Source organism: Vibrio sp. 10N.286.55.E10 (genome assembly GCF_002872555.1).
GTDB lineage: Bacteria > Pseudomonadota > Gammaproteobacteria > Enterobacterales > Vibrionaceae > Vibrio > Vibrio crassostreae.
The window spans coordinates 18,315-33,906 of sequence record NZ_MCSD01000057.1; the positions used below are offsets into that span (position 1 = coordinate 18,315).

General features: G+C 45.2%; 13 protein-coding genes. 5 read left to right on the forward strand and 8 right to left on the reverse strand.

Annotated features, from left to right (window positions below):
- Window positions 1–17: 17 nt before the first annotated feature.
- The 8 genes from yacG to nadC form a co-directional block, all read right to left on the reverse strand.
- Window positions 18–215, reverse strand: coding sequence for a DNA gyrase inhibitor YacG (gene yacG / locus BCV39_RS20035; protein WP_008222354.1), 198 nt, complete (start codon window positions 213–215; stop codon window positions 18–20).
- Between the two features lie 81 nt (window positions 216–296).
- The gene (zapD, locus tag BCV39_RS20040; RefSeq protein WP_017063237.1) at window positions 297–1,037 is read right to left on the reverse strand and encodes a cell division protein ZapD; all 741 of its coding nucleotides are present in this window, start codon (window positions 1,035–1,037) and stop codon (window positions 297–299) included.
- A gap of 26 nt (window positions 1,038–1,063) precedes the next feature.
- Complete coding sequence (coaE, locus tag BCV39_RS20045; protein WP_019823817.1) at window positions 1,064–1,678, reverse strand: dephospho-CoA kinase; 615 nt, start codon at window positions 1,676–1,678, stop codon at window positions 1,064–1,066.
- A 2-nt stretch (window positions 1,679–1,680) separates the two neighbouring features.
- On the reverse strand, window positions 1,681–2,550 hold the full coding sequence (locus tag BCV39_RS20050; protein ID WP_048659372.1) for an A24 family peptidase: 870 nt from the start codon (window positions 2,548–2,550) through the stop codon (window positions 1,681–1,683).
- A gap of 66 nt (window positions 2,551–2,616) precedes the next feature.
- A complete protein-coding gene (locus BCV39_RS20055) occupies window positions 2,617–3,846 on the reverse strand; it encodes a type II secretion system F family protein (protein WP_102433041.1) in 1,230 nt (409 codons plus the stop codon).
- A 15-nt stretch (window positions 3,847–3,861) separates the two neighbouring features.
- Window positions 3,862–5,547, reverse strand: a complete 1,686-nt coding sequence (pilB, locus tag BCV39_RS20060) for a type IV-A pilus assembly ATPase PilB (RefSeq protein ID WP_102433042.1) — start codon at window positions 5,545–5,547, stop codon at window positions 3,862–3,864.
- 4 nt (window positions 5,548–5,551) lie between these two features.
- On the reverse strand, window positions 5,552–5,998 hold the full coding sequence (locus BCV39_RS20065) for a pilin (protein ID WP_102433043.1): 447 nt from the start codon (window positions 5,996–5,998) through the stop codon (window positions 5,552–5,554).
- A 253-nt stretch (window positions 5,999–6,251) separates the two neighbouring features.
- Window positions 6,252–7,142: a carboxylating nicotinate-nucleotide diphosphorylase gene (gene nadC / locus BCV39_RS20070; protein ID WP_004738163.1), complete on the reverse strand. Its 891-nt coding sequence runs from the start codon at window positions 7,140–7,142 to the stop codon at window positions 6,252–6,254.
- Window positions 7,143–7,225: 83 nt separating this feature from the next.
- On the opposite strand from nadC, the gene ampD reads away from it, so the two are divergent.
- The 5 genes from ampD (at window position 7,226) to lpdA (ending at window position 15,388) form a co-directional block, all read left to right on the forward strand.
- A complete protein-coding gene (gene ampD / locus BCV39_RS20075; protein ID WP_102433044.1) occupies window positions 7,226–7,825 on the forward strand; it encodes a 1,6-anhydro-N-acetylmuramyl-L-alanine amidase AmpD in 600 nt (199 codons plus the stop codon).
- Between the two features lie 483 nt (window positions 7,826–8,308).
- Window positions 8,309–9,070, forward strand: coding sequence for a pyruvate dehydrogenase complex transcriptional repressor PdhR (gene pdhR / locus BCV39_RS20085; RefSeq protein WP_009847596.1), 762 nt, complete (start codon window positions 8,309–8,311; stop codon window positions 9,068–9,070).
- A 62-nt stretch (window positions 9,071–9,132) separates the two neighbouring features.
- Window positions 9,133–11,796 carry a pyruvate dehydrogenase (acetyl-transferring), homodimeric type gene (gene aceE / locus BCV39_RS20090; RefSeq protein WP_017063244.1) on the forward strand — a complete coding sequence of 888 codons (2,664 nt, stop codon included), beginning with the start codon at window positions 9,133–9,135 and terminating at the stop codon, window positions 11,794–11,796.
- Window positions 11,797–11,822: 26 nt separating this feature from the next.
- Window positions 11,823–13,715, forward strand: a complete 1,893-nt coding sequence (aceF, locus tag BCV39_RS20095) for a pyruvate dehydrogenase complex dihydrolipoyllysine-residue acetyltransferase (protein ID WP_102433045.1) — start codon at window positions 11,823–11,825, stop codon at window positions 13,713–13,715.
- 242 nt (window positions 13,716–13,957) lie between these two features.
- A complete protein-coding gene (lpdA, locus tag BCV39_RS20100; RefSeq protein ID WP_048659365.1) occupies window positions 13,958–15,388 on the forward strand; it encodes a dihydrolipoyl dehydrogenase in 1,431 nt (476 codons plus the stop codon).
- The last annotated feature ends 204 nt before the right edge of the window (window positions 15,389–15,592 follow it).

Here is a 15,592-nt window from a genome sequence, read left to right on the forward strand (position 1 = left end):
TCGCTACTCGCTACTCGCTAGTACTGGTCTTCCGACCAACCATCGCTATCCGACATATCAGGCGCGCCAGCGATGCTGTTCTCTTCATCTGCCCATTCACCGAAATCAATCATCTGACATTGCTTGCTGCAAAACGGGCGGTGCGGGCTTTGTTCACCCCATTCAACGTCAGTATTACATTGAGGGCATTTAACGATGGTGATTTTGTTCGACATAGTGATTCTTAATTAGAGGGTATTGTAAGAAAGAGTTTAGGCTCGAGTGAGGACTCAAGCCAAACTATAAAAGGAAATTAATTAGGTGCAGATCGCCAATTCAAATTCGATGTCTTGAGTACAGGCTTGCCCAGTTTCAAAGCTCATGAACTTAACAGCAAAACGGTTTTTGTGACCCGAGATCATCGGGTAGGCACCGTATTGCATTGGAATAGAAAGGCGAAGGATATTCGCTTCATCGGCATCGCTCTGGAAGAAGCCAGCACGAGCGATTTGCTCTTTAAAGTGGCCAGTCTCTCTGGTGAGCTTCAACCACAGTGTTAGCGCTTCATACAGAGGTTGTAAGCTATCCATCCAAGCTTTAGCATCTCTCATTCTCTTATCGAGAGGAAGGTGCAGCCAATAATGCAGTGCCGGTAAATCAAAGCAGCATGAGCCACCTGGAAGATTAAAGCGTTGGCGAATCGCACTCAGGAAGCGGTCTTCTTTAAGTGACTGGCCAAAACGCTCTGCCTGCATCAGATCACGATAGATATTACCAATGTCATTAAGCAGTGATGTCAGCATCTCTTGATCGACACCTTCAACATCCAACCAACTTTTGTAGGTTACACGTTGTTTCTCAATATCTTTTGCGAGTTCGCTCTTGAGTTGGATCTGTTCGAAGATTTCAATCAGATCAAAGATGGAACGGAAAAAGAGTTGATACTGTTGAGCATCGGAAAATGTAGAAGACAAGTGTAGCTGCCTCAAGAGTGATTCAACTCTTAAGTAGATGCGTGTTTTCTCATTTAGCGGATGTTCAAATTTATGGGTGATCATCGAGCAAACCTTCATTCAACATTGTTCTATTCTGACCCATCTACAGCACTGATTGCCAGATACTTTTGATGTAAATCTGTGATTTGAGGCAAAAGTTCTTGGTTTTTAGTATGGTTTTTAATCACGTCATCTGCAACTGCTAAGCGTTGTTCTCTTGAAGCCTGTGATTTTAAAATTGATGCAACTTGTTCCCTAGAAACATTATCACGACTCATCGTTCGTTCTATTTGCACTTCTGCTGGCACATCAACGATTAATACGCGATCGGTCATGCCTTGCATTTGGTTTTCAACCAATAGCGGTGCGACTAATAAACCATACGGGGATGTGATTTTAGACAGGTCACTGTCAATTTTCTCACGGATCATGGGATGAAGAAGATCATTGAGCCATTGCTTCTCTTTTGGATTCGAGAAGATCAGCTCACGCAACCTACTTCGGTTGAGTGTTCCATCTTCAAGCAAGATAGACTCACCAAAGTGTTCTGTAATCTGTTTTAAACCATCACTGCCCAGTGCGACCACTTCACGTGCCACGATATCAGCATCAACAATATCAATATTAAAATGCTCATTGAACAGGTTAGCGACGGTGGTTTTGCCACTGGCGATACCACCGCTTAATCCGATAATGATTGCCATGGTTAAATTCCTAGTACAGAAGTGAAATACCAACCCATGATGTCGTTACCCCACATCAAGCTTACCCAACCCGCAATCGCAAGGTAGGGGCCAAATGGAAAGGCTTTATCTATGCCTTGCTGTTTCAAGCGAAGTTGAATCAAACCAAACACAAGTCCAACAAGCGAAGATAAAAGGATGATCATCGGTAGGTGCTGCCAACCAAGCCATGCGCCAAGCGCAGCCAGGAGTTTGAAGTCACCGTAACCCATACCTTCTTTGCCTGTCAGTAGTTTGAACAACCAATAAACAGACCACAGCGCTAGGTAGCCAGCCATTGCCCCTACAACTGAGTCTTGAAGTGATACAGGGCTGATATTAAACAGTGCTAAAGTGATACCAGACCAAACCAAAGGCAAGGTGATTTGATCAGGCAACAACATAGTATCGAGATCGATAAAGGTCGCGGTAATCAGTGCGAAGGTGAAAAAAATCAAAGTAATGGCGTAGTAACTGAAACCAAAGTGGCTAGCAACCATTGTGCAAAGTATTGCGGTAAGCAGTTCGACCAAAGGGTAGCGAGCACTGATTGGATTCGCACAGCTGTGGCACTTCCCCTTTAAGAACAACCAGCTTAAGACTGGAATATTGTCGACGATTCTTAATTGGGTTTTGCATTTCGGGCAGGTTGAACGAGGAATGCTGAGATTAAACTTTCCTTCTGGTGCTGGAATTTTATATTGAGAGAAATATTCCGAGCACTCTTGTTGCCACTCTCGTTCCATCATTATCGGTAAACGGTGTATGACTACGTTGAGGAAGCTGCCGATAAGAAGGCTAAAAATGAAAGCTAATACGGGGAATAGCCAAGGATAGTAGTGAAATACTTCCATAGTGTCCTTTACCACTTAATCAAGGTGAGCAGAGATTACTGCTCATGGGTGTTTAGTTGCTTTTAACTATCCTAACACACTCATAAGATTAAAGATCGGTAAGTACATCGCAACCACAAGTCCACCAACAACGGTGCCTAAAAACACGATGATCAGTGGCTCTAGAATCTTGCCTAAATTGTCGACGGTGTTGTCTACTTCAAACTCGTAAATCGAGGCTACTTTATTGAGCATATCATCAAGGTTGCCAGACTCTTCGCCAATCATCACCATCTGTAACACCATTTCGGGGAAGGCATTGGTATTGCGCATTGCGATATACATCGGCATGCCTGCAGCCGTTTCTCGGTGAACTTCAATGATGGCCGACTCATAATGCAGGTTGCCTGCGGTTTTGGCTGTGGTTTTTAGGCTCATTAAAATCGGAATGCCAGAACTAAAGCTTGTTGATAAGGTTCGGCTAAATTTCGCAATAGAGGCTTTGGCTAATACGCCACCAAGAACAGGGAAACGTAATCCTAGCCGACTGACAGACAGTCTGATCGAGTGGGAACGTTGACACAGTTGGTAAATAATCAGGACAACAAGCCCGATGCCTACAGCCGTATAAAAACTGTAAGCCTGCATCCAATGGGAAAGGTAGAGTACTTTTTGAGTAAACCAAGGCAGGTCGGCACCAAAGCCTGAAAACATCGATTCAAACTCCGGAATCACCATGGTCAGCATTAGATAAGAAACAGTCAGTGCAACGGTGACCACCATGGCAGGGTAAATCAGTGCTTTGACGACTTTGGATTTTAATTGCTCACTCTTTTCTCTATAGGTCGCTAAGCGCTCGAACACTTGTGCGAGATTGCCAGAAAGTTCGCCTGTCGCGACCAAGTCAGTATAGAGGTCATCAAAGTGACGGCTTGCGGTTCGCATCGCTTTTGAGATTGGCGTTCCGGCTTCTACGCCTTTGCAGATGTGCGATAAAATCGATTTCATTTCAGCTTTACGGTGGTTGTCTGATACCAACTTGATGGCTTGCACGATAGGCACCCCCGTAGCCAGCATGGTCGCTAGCTGCCTAGTCAAAATAGTGATGTCTTTGGCTTTGACTCTATGGGTTAAACGAGTGACGGCTGAAATACTTTTCTTTTTGATTTTCTTAATCTGAATGTGCTGCTCTTTGAGCTTTTCTCGTACTTCCAATTCGGTGAGCGCTAAGGTCTGCCCAGACACTTTCTTGCCGGAACTATTAATACCTTTCCAGTGATAGCTTTTTAGTTGTGATTGTTTGGACTTGCTACTCATTGGTGATCCATTAGTTTATAGGTACAGAACACGTTGCAGTTCTTGATAGCTGGTGGTGCCTTCAAGCAATTTATCTAGCCCCGACTCTTGCAGAGTTCTCATGCCTTCTCGGCGAGCCAAGTTTTCAATGGCTAACGCGTTAGGCTTGTCTATCAGGCTATTTTTCAGCTGATCGCTAAAAGGCATGACTTCATAGATACCCACTCGCCCCGAATAACCTTGATTACACTCATTACACCCTTGGGGATTAGCTTTGTAGATGGTTTGGTTGTTAGGAATCGAGTGACGCAGAAATATGTCCGGTGAGTTGTCATCTTCTTTGCAATGGTTGCACAATCGTCTTGCCAGTCGTTGGGCGATAATCAAACTCAGTGATGAAGCGAGGTTAAAGGGTTCTATCCCCATATGAGCGAGTCGAGTGACGGTTTCTGCGGCGGAATTCGTGTGCAGCGTTGAAAGGACCAAGTGACCGGTTTGCGATGCTTTGATCGCGATCTCTGCCGTTTCCAAGTCGCGGATCTCTCCCACCATCACCACATCAGGATCTTGTCGTAAAAATGATCGCAGCGCCTCAGCAAACCCAAAGCCGATCTTAGGTGTCACTTGTACCTGATTGATACCACATAGGTTAATTTCAACAGGGTCTTCAGCTGTTGAAATATTGCGTTCTGTGGTGTTCAGTACTCGAAGCCCAGTATAAAGCGACACGGTTTTTCCGCTGCCAGTTGGCCCTGTCATTAAGATCATCCCTTGTGGGCGTTTCAGGGCATTGAGATAGAGTGCTTTTTGATCGTCGCTGTAACCGAGCTTATCGATATCGAGATTAGCTGCGCTGCTATCGAGTAGCCTCAGTACAATTTTCTCACCCCATAAGGTCGGCAATGTTGAGACGCGCATATCTATCGCGAGTTCATCATTCAAACGGAGCTTAATTCGTCCATCTTGTGGCAAGCGACGTTCAGCAATATCAAGCTTGGCGAGAATCTTTAAACGGGCTGATAAACGGCGACTTAAGTGGGAGGCTGGCTGTTGAATCTCGACAAGGATGCCATCACAACGCAGGCGTACTCGGTAGTGCTCTTCATAAGGTTCGAAGTGGATATCTGATGCACCTTTGCGTACCGCATCAACCAGTATCTGATTGATAAACCGGCTAACGGGGGAGTCGTCCTGGCTGAGGTCTTCAATCGACGCTATCTCGTCGTCAGAGACTTCAACAAGATTGGCGAGTTCATCTTGAGTGATCTCTTTGCGTTTCGAACCTTGCCCGGAAATAGAGCGGCCATACAACTTTCGTATTGCGCCTTCTAATTCAGAGTAGTTAGCGACAACTAATTCAATCTGTAATCCCGTCGCGAATCGGAAATCATCTTCGGCTTGTAAATCGGTCGGGTCGGCTGAGGCGAGTGTTAGAGTAGAATTAGAGACTGAAATCGGTATCGCACGATACTTGGTGATCAGTTCACGAAGCCCTAATTGGTCACATAAGATTTCATAATCAACATTGGCGAGTTGCACCAGTGGCAGACCGAAGATGGCCTGAATGTTATGTGCGAGACTCTCGCTAGTGAAAAAATCCAGAACGAGTAAAGCTTCAGATGTCGAAATACCCGAAGCATGTATATGTTCCGCAACGGCTTGTTCTTGAGTCAGGCTAAGTAAGCCAGCCTGACGGAGAACGGTTGGGAGGTTGGTTAGCATTTATTTAAGGTCTACAGCTTTTTGGCAACAAATCGCTTGATACTGCTTGAGCTCCGGAAGCTACACATGACCATGAACCATCGCTATCTCTGTCTAGTTGAAACTCACTAGCGATTAAAAGAGAGCTAACGTCCGAAGATGAAAAGGTAAAATCAATACTGCCGGCAGATGATTGCGCTGGCGCAAAGGCAATTGTTCCTTGTGGAATATTAGCTGGGACACCTAAAGCTGCAGATTGAGCAGCTGTAGGGAAAGCTCCATACTCGACAGCATAAGCTTCAACATTTGTTTTTACACCTGTCATGGTTGCGAGAGCTGCTGCAACTTCAGCTTTTGCTACGTACTTTTGATATTGAGGAATTGCAATCGCAGACAATACGCCGATTACAGCCACAACAATCATCAATTCAATTAAGGTAAAACCTTTCTGGTTCGTTCTTTTGTTCTTCATTGTCTAATTCCATTCTTTAGTTTGTTTCAGCGCAAGCACTGGTTGATTGAGAGAATAGAAGTCGAGATAGGGAAGTGGAATGGTGTTCAGGTGTGGTCGCGAGTGGTTTTGTATTTATTAGTGTGGTGTTTCATATAGCGCGCAAATTTATGCGATCAACTTAAATAACGGTTTGAAATACTGATAATTAAGGCAATAAAAAAGGCACTGCTATCAACAGTGCCCTTACAGAAATTATCTATTATTCAGTCAATTACGCTTTGAATCTCATTGATAGATCCATTGCTTTTAGGTGCTTAGTCAGTGCACCTACCGAGATGTAATCAACGCCTGTTTCAGCGAACTCAGCAATGGTATCTAGAGTTACGTTACCAGAGTTTTCTAGCGCAGCACGTCCAGCGTTGATTTTCACAGCTTCACGCATCATGTCAGTGGTGAAGTTGTCTAGCATGATGATGTCTGCGCCCGCATTGATAGCTTGCTCTAGCTCTTCTAGGCTCTCAGTTTCCACTTCAACAGGCTTACCCGGGTTAAGCTCTTTTGCTGTTGAGATAGCTTTTTCAATACCGCCACACGCGATGATGTGGTTTTCTTTGATTAAGTAGGCATCGAAAACACCGATACGGTGGTTGAAACCGCCACCACAAGCCACAGCGTATTTTAGTGCACTACGTAGGCCTGGGATGGTTTTACGAGTATCTAGCAGACGGCACTCTGTGTGTTTGATTTTGTCAGCATAGATAGCGGTTGCTGTCGCACAACCAGATAGCGTTTGAATGAAGTTCATTGCGTTACGCTCACCAGTCAATAGTGCGCGTGCTGGGCCAGTTAGGGTGCAAAGCGTTTGGTTTGGTTCTACCTTATCGCCATCTTCTACGTTCCACTCGATAGTCACTTCACCGCCTAGCTGCTTAAACACCTCATCAGCCCATGCTTTACCACAGAATACACCGTGTTCACGAGTGATGATGGTTGCGCTGTTGATAGCGTCAGCTGGGATTAGACTTGCTGTGATGTCAGCCGCTGGATCTAACGTGCCACCTAGATCTTCTTTGATGGTCTCAGCGACTGCACGAGTGATCTCTAGAGGCAGTTGCTCTTTTAAGTAGTCAAGGCGTTGGTGGCTGTTATGTGTGTTTTTCATCGCAAATCTAATCTTGAAAGGGAGTGGGAATGGAATGATACTCTTGCTTAACTTCAAATTAAAGAGGCTAGCGCGACTGCTCTATGGGCAAGGTCACATCTTATTGTGCTAGCAGAAAAGAAAGTGAGACCAAGATGACGATCAGCTCCAACGGATGGTACGACAACGCTCGGCATGTTTCTTCCCCGTATTTTGATGCTAGACCTAGTGTTGAGGATATCTCTCTGCTGGTGGTCCACAACATTAGTTTGCCTCCGGGGCAATTTGGTGGGCCTTACATCGAACAGTTTTTTACAGGCAAGCTAGACCCGTCGGAACACCCATTTTTTAAGGTGATTCACCAAATGGGCGTATCGGCGCACTGCTTGATTCGTCGTGATGGCGAAGTGGTGCAGTTCGTTTCGTTCTTAGACCGAGCTTGGCATGCCGGCCATTCGAGCTTTGCAGGGCGTGACAGATGTAATGATTATTCGATTGGTATTGAACTCGAGGGCAGTGACTTTGTGGCGTATAGCGAGCAGCAGTATCAAGCGCTTGCCCAATTAACAGAAACGATTGTATCCACTTTTCCTCAAATCACCACCGAACGCATCACTGGCCATCAATATATAGCGCCTCTGCGTAAAACTGACCCTGGCTTGGTGTTCGATTGGAAGAAGTTTAAAGGAAAGCTAAAAGCTTAAGTCTTAGTTTTTGGTTATGACCTTACCGCTTTTGGGCGTTGAATAGTCAACGCCTAGCATAATGACTTGTGAATTTTTGTTGTTGCGATGTAAAGAAAGTGGTGGAGAGAAGAGCATCAATAAATAGAGAGTGTGACGAGCTTATCAAACACTCATTTATTAAAACTTATTAACAGAAATTCGACCCTAAATGTGCGCTTGGTTCGATTTTTAAACAAGTGGCACTAATCTTTCTGAAACAATTCATTTTTATCCTGAAACTTTCTAGCACGAAACCTCCCCAAAAGTATTACCCCTGTAAATGGTAAGACCAATTTGGTTGCTGTTTTAAATTTCATTTGTTAAATCATGGTTAATTCACACTGCGTTCTATGATGCAGGTCAATTTTACACTGGACAGTGGCGTTTTAATTATGTTAATTTCTGCCCAACTTAAAATTGGTATTACCAATTGTCAGCGAAGAAAAAGAAGAACAACAAACTATGGCTTATCAAAGGATTCGTCAGCCAAAACTCTCCGATGTTATCGAGCAAGAGTTAGAAAGGTTGATAGTGGAAGGAACACTGGCTCCAGGGCAGCAGCTGCCGCCTGAGCGTGAACTGGCGAAACAGTTCGATGTGTCTCGTCCTTCAATCCGAGAAGCGATACAACGTTTAGAAGCAAAACGCTTGCTTACTCGCCGTCAAGGTGGGGGGACGTTTGTTAGCGAAAATATCTGGAAAAGCTTTTCAGATCCTTTGCTTAATTTGTTGTCCTCCCATTCTGAAACCCAACTAGACTTGTTGGAATCGCGTCATGCGATGGAAGGGATTTCGGCTTACTTCGCGGCATTGCGTGGCACTGATGAAGACTTTGCTCGAATTCAAGCATGCCAAGAGAAAATTCGTGGTGCGCAAGATAAGGGTGATATTGAAGCCGAATCTGCAGCGGTGATGGCTTTTCTTATTGCTTTAACAGAGGCAGCGCACAATGTGGTGTTACTGCACATTGTTCGTAGCTTGGCTCCGTTACTCGAACAAAACGTCTTAGAAAATTTAAAGCTGTTGCATCGTCGTAAAGACGTTGTGGAGAAAGTGAGTATACATCGAGCTAACATTGTAGATGCGATCGTTTCAGGACAGCCAGAACAGGCACGTGAAATGTCACACTCTCATTTAGCTTACATCGAAGAAACATTGATGGATTTGACCAAAGAAGAATCGCGTCGCGAACGTTCTTTACGTCGAATTCAACAGGGTAAATAGCCGTAATACTTCGGCTTTTTACGTGTTTAGTAGAATCCAACTAACAAAAAGGATAGATCGCCATGTCTGACATGAAGCATGACGTTGATGCTCTGGAAACTCAAGATTGGTTAGAAGCTCTTGAGTCAGTAGTACGTGAAGAAGGTGTAGAACGTGCACAGTTTTTACTAGAACAAGTTCTAGATAAAGCGCGTTTAGATGGTGTTGATATGGCTACAGGCATCAACACAAACTACATCAACACAATTCCAGCAGCACAAGAGCCAGCTTACCCTGGTGACGTAACTCTTGAGCGTCGTATTCGTTCGATTATTCGCTGGAACGCAATCATGATTGTATTGCGTGCTTCTAAGAAAGACCTAGACCTTGGTGGTCACATGGCTTCTTACCAGTCAGCAGCAGCGTTCTACGAAGTATGTTTCAACCACTTCTTCCGTGCTCCAAACGAGACGGACGGTGGCGATCTAGTTTATTACCAAGGTCACATCTCTCCAGGTATCTACTCTCGTGCATTCGTTGAAGGTCGTCTAACTGAAGAGCAGCTAGATAACTTCCGTCAAGAAGTTGATGGTAAAGGTATTCCTTCTTACCCGCACCCTAAACTGATGCCTGAGTTCTGGCAGTTCCCTACAGTATCTATGGGTCTTGGTCCGATCTCTGCGATCTACCAAGCGCGCTTCCTTAAGTACCTTGACGGCCGTGGTCTTAAAGATACTTCTGCTCAACGTGTATACGCTTTCCTAGGTGACGGTGAGATGGATGAGCCAGAATCACGTGGTGCTATCTCTTTCGCTGCGCGTGAGAAGCTAGACAACCTATGTTTCCTAATCAACTGTAACCTACAGCGTCTAGACGGCCCTGTAATGGGTAACGGTAGCATCATCCAAGAACTTGAAGGCCTATTCAAAGGTGCAGGTTGGAACGTTGTTAAAGTTATCTGGGGTAGCAACTGGGATTCTCTACTAGCTAAAGACACTACTGGTAAGCTTCTTCAACTAATGAACGAAACTATCGATGGTGACTACCAGACATTCAAATCTAAAGATGGCGCATACGTACGTGAGCACTTCTTTGGTAAGTACCCAGAAACAGCTGCACTAGTTGCAGACATGACTGACGACCAAATCTTCGAACTGAAGCGTGGTGGTCACGACTCTTCTAAACTGTTCGCTGCATTCAACAATGCAAAAGAGACAGGTGGCAAGCCAACAGTAATCCTAGCTAAGACAGTTAAAGGTTACGGCATGGGTGAAGCTGCAGAAGGTAAGAACATCGCTCACGGTGTTAAGAAGATGGATATGACTCACGTACAATACCTACGTGACCGTCTAGGCCTACAAGACATCCTTTCTGATGAGAAAGTGTCTGAGCTTCCTTACCTGACTCTTGAAGAAGGTTCTGCTGAGTACGAATACCTACATGCTCGTCGTAAAGCCCTACAAGGTTACACGCCAGCACGTCTGCCTAAATTCACTCAAGAATTCAAAGTTCCTGAGCTAGACGCATTCGCACCTCTACTAGGTGAACAGAAGCGTGATATCTCTACAACTATGGCTTATGTACGTACGCTAAACATCCTTCTTAAAGATAAGAACATTGGTAAGAACATCGTTCCTATCATCTGTGATGAAGCTCGTACATTCGGTATGGAAGGTCTATTCCGTCAGGTTGGTATCTACAACCCACACGGTCAAGAATACACACCTGAAGATAAAGGCATCGTTTCTTACTACAAAGAAGCAACGTCTGGTCAAGTACTTCAAGAAGGTATCAACGAACTAGGTTCTATGGCTTCATGGGTTGCTGCTGCAACTTCATACAGCACAAACGATCTACCGATGATTCCGTTCTACATCTACTACTCAATGTTCGGTTTCCAACGTATTGGTGACATGGCATGGCTAGCAGGCGACCAACAAGCTCGTGGCTTCCTATTAGGTGCTACTGCAGGTCGTACAACACTGAACGGTGAAGGTCTACAGCACGAAGATGGTCACTCGCACATCCAAGCGAACACTATCCCGAACTGTATCTCTTACGACCCAACGTTTGCTTACGAGCTAGCGGTAATCATGCAAGACGGTATCCGTCGCATGTACGGTCCTGAGCAAGAGAACGTTTACTACTACCTAACAGTAATGAACGAGAACTACGCAATGCCAGCAATGCCAGAAGGCGCTGAAGAAGGCATCCGTAAGGGTATCTACAAGCTTGAATCTCACGCTGGTGCTAAGGGCAAAGTTCAACTAATGAGCTCTGGTACTATCATGAACGAAGCGCGTAAAGCCGCTGAAATTCTAAGCGAAGAGTACGGCGTAGCATCTGACGTATTCTCTGTAACGTCGTTCAACGAACTAACTCGTGACGGCCAAGCGGTAGAGCGTGACAACATGCTTCACCCAGAAGCTGAAGAGAAAGTACCGTACATCACGACTGTTCTTGGTAAAGAACCTGCAATCGCAGTGACTGACTACATGAAGAACTACGCTGAGCAAGTACGTGCGTACATGCCAACTGAGTCTTACAAAGTACTTGGTACAGATGGTTTCGGCCGCTCTGACAGCCGTGCAAACCTACGTCGTCACTTCGAAGTTAATGCTGGCTACATCGTAGTTGCAGCTCTAACTGAACTGGCTAAACGTGGTGACATCGAGAAATCAGTAGTTGTTGAAGCAATTGCTAAGTTCGATATCGACACTGAAAAAACTAACCCGCAATACGCATAAGACTGGCATTAAGGTAGGTAAATACAATGACAATCGAAATTAATGTACCAGACATCGGTGCTGACGAGGTTGAAGTAACTGAGATTCTTGTAAACGTTGGTGACAAGGTTGAAGAAGAGCAGTCACTGATCACTGTTGAAGGCGACAAAGCTTCAATGGAAGTTCCAGCGTCTCAAGCGGGTATCGTTAAAGAAATCAAAGTAGCTGAAGGCGATTCAGTTTCTACTGGTTCTCTTATCATGATCTTCGAAGCGGAAGGTGCTGCTGCAGCACCGGCTGCGCCAGCAGTTGAAGCGGCGGCACCAGTTGCTGCAGCTCCTGCAGCGGCGGCTGAGCTTAAAGAAGTTCACGTACCAGACATCGGCGGTGATGAAGTTGAAGTAACTGAAATCATGGTTGCTATCGGTGACGCAGTAGAAGAAGAGCAATCTCTTCTTACTGTTGAAGGCGATAAGGCTTCTATGGAAGTTCCTGCACCATTCGCTGGTATCGTTAAAGAAATCAAGATCGCTTCTGGTGATTCAGTTTCTACTGGTTCTCTAGTAATGGTATTCGAAGTGGCTGGTTCAGCACCTGCAGCAGCTCCGGCTCCTGCGGCGGCAGCACCAGTTGCAGCGGCTCCAGCAGCATCTGCTGAGAAAGAAGTAAACGTTCCTGATATCGGTGGTGACGAAGTAGAAGTTACTGAAATCATGGTAGCGGTTGGCGATACAGTAGAAGAAGAGCAATCTCTAATTACTGTTGAAGGCGACAAAGCTTCAATGGAAGTTCCTGCACCATTCGCTGGTACAGTAAAAGAAATCAAGATTGCAGCTGGCGACAAAGTGTCAACTGGCTCTCTAATCATGACTTTCGTAGTTGAAGGCGCAGCTCCTGCTCCTGTTGCAGCACCTGCACAAGCAGCAGCTCCAGCGGCGGCACCTGCTCCTAAAGCAGAAGCACCTGCAGCGGCTCCAGCAGCAGCTGGCGACTTCCAAGAGAACGGTGACTACGCTCACGCTTCTCCAGTAGTTCGTCGTCTAGCTCGTGAATTTGGCGTTAACCTTTCTAAGGTTAAAGGTACTGGTCGTAAGAGCCGTATCCTTAAAGAAGACGTTCAGTCTTACGTTAAAGATGCACTTAAGCGTCTTGAGTCTGGTGCAGCTGCATCTGGCAAAGGCGGCGACGGTTCTGCTCTTGGTCTACTACCATGGCCAAAAGTTGACTTCAGCAAGTTCGGCGAAACTGAAGTTCAGAAGCTTTCTAAGATTAAGAAGATCTCTGGCGCTAACCTGCACCGTAACTGGGTAATGATCCCTCACGTTACACAGTGGGACAACGCAGACATCACTGAGCTAGAAGCATTCCGTAAAGAACAGAACGCAATCGAAGCGAAGAAAGACACTGGCATGAAGATCACTCCACTTGTGTTCATCATGAAAGCTGTCGCTAAAGCGCTAGAAGCATTCCCAGCGTTTAACTCTTCTCTTTCTGAAGATGGCGAAAGCATCATTCTTAAGAAGTACGTAAACGTGGGTATCGCTGTTGATACACCAAACGGTCTAGTTGTTCCTGTTTTCAAAGACGTGAACAAGAAAGGCATTTACGAGCTATCTGAAGAGCTAATGGCTGTTTCTAAGAAAGCACGTTCTGGTAAGCTAACAGCGGCAGACATGCAAGGCGGTTGTTTCACAATCTCTAGCCTTGGTGGTATTGGCGGTACTGCATTTACTCCAATCGTAAATGCTCCAGAAGTAGGTATCCTAGGTGTATCTAAGTCTGAAATTAAGCCAGTTTGGAATGGTAAAGAGTTCCAACCACGTCTACAGCTTCCACTGTCTCTATCATACGACCACCGTGTGATCGATGGTGCTGAAGGTGCACGCTTCATTACTTTCCTAAACAGCGCACTATCTGACATTCGTCGTCTAGTACTGTAATTGAGAAAGTAATTATTAAGGTGACTTTCGGGTCACCTTAATTCTTTATATAAAGACTATTTTTAGAGAACAGTTTCCTGCATTTCTCATAATCTGATAGGGAATTGTTGTCTAGCTCACAGGCTAACTTAAAGCTACTTTCACACTGTTAACATCTCTGTAAAATGTTTCCTGTTTGAAAGCCCAATAATTTTAAGAACATCTACTCAGCCTGTTAGGGATAATGACTACAAGAGGTCACAATGAGCAAAGAAATTAAAGCCCAAGTTGTTGTACTTGGTTCAGGTCCTGCTGGTTACTCAGCGGCATTCCGTTGTGCGGATTTAGGTCTAGAAACAGTACTAGTTGAACGTTACAGCACTCTTGGTGGTGTATGTCTAAACGTTGGTTGTATTCCATCAAAAGCACTTCTTCACGTTTCTAAAGTAATCGAAGAAGCTAAAGCGATGGCAGAGCACGGCGTTGTATTCGGCGAGCCACAAACGGACATCAACAAGATCCGTATTTGGAAAGAAAAAGTAGTTGATCAACTAACTGGCGGTCTTGGCGGTATGGCTAAGATGCGTAACGTTACTGTTGTTAACGGTTTCGGTAAGTTCACTGGTCCTAACAGCATTCTTGTTGAAGGCGAAGGCGAAGCAACAACTGTTAACTTCGACAACGCAATCATTGCTGCGGGTTCTCGCCCAATCAAACTTCCTTTCATCCCACATGAAGACCCACGTATTTGGGATTCTACGGATGCACTAGAACTAAACGAAGTACCTGAAAAACTGCTTATCATGGGCGGCGGTATCATCGGTCTTGAGATGGGTACGGTTTACCACTCTCTAGGTTCTAAAGTTGAAGTTGTAGAGATGTTCGATCAAGTTATCCCTGCTGCGGATAAAGACATCGTTAAAGTCTTCACAAAACGTATTAAGAACAAGTTCAAGCTAATGCTTGAAACTAAAGTAACAGCAGTTGAAGCGAAAGAAGATGGTATCTACGTTTCAATGGAAGGCAAAAAAGCACCAGCTGAAGCTGAGCGCTACGATGCTGTTCTTGTTGCTATCGGTCGTGTTCCAAACGGTGCACTTATCGACGCTGAAAAAGCGGGTATCGAAGTTGATGAGCGTGGTTTCATCAATGTTGATAAGCAAATGCGTACAAACGTTCCTCACATCCATGCGATCGGTGACGTTGTTGGTCAACCAATGCTTGCTCACAAAGGTGTGCATGAAGGTCACGTAGCTGCTGAAGTTATCTCTGGTAAGAAGCACTACTTCGATCCTAAAGTAATCCCATCAATTGCGTACACTGAGCCAGAAGTTGCTTGGGTAGGTAAGACTGAGAAAGAAGCGAAAGCTGAAGGCATCAACTACGAAGTTGCTACTTTCCCTTGGGCTGCTTCTGGTCGTGCAATCGCTTCTGACTGTGCAGACGGTATGACTAAGATGATCTTTGATAAAGAGACTCATCGCGTAATCGGTGGTGCTGTTGTTGGTACTAACGGTGGTGAACTTCTTGGCGAAATCGGCCTAGCAATCGAAATGGGTTGTGATGCAGAAGATATCGCTCTTACTATCCACGCTCACCCAACTCTACACGAGTCTGTAGGTCTAGCTGCGGAAGTATTCGAAGGTTCAATCACTGACCTTCCAAACAAGAAAGCAGTGAAAAAGAAGAAGTAATTCTTTCTTAGCCACTCGCTAATGTTTTTAAAAACCGCTGATTCGTCAGCGGTTTTTTTATGTCTGAAGTAAGGCGCAGGAACGTTTCACTCCGAGATGCGAGTACGCTGCGCTTCGGGATGCGAAGAGCCATTCCATTCTACAAAAAAGGGTTGACCGCTTAGGCCAACCCTTAAATTATTTACTCGAATCTCGAATCTCGAA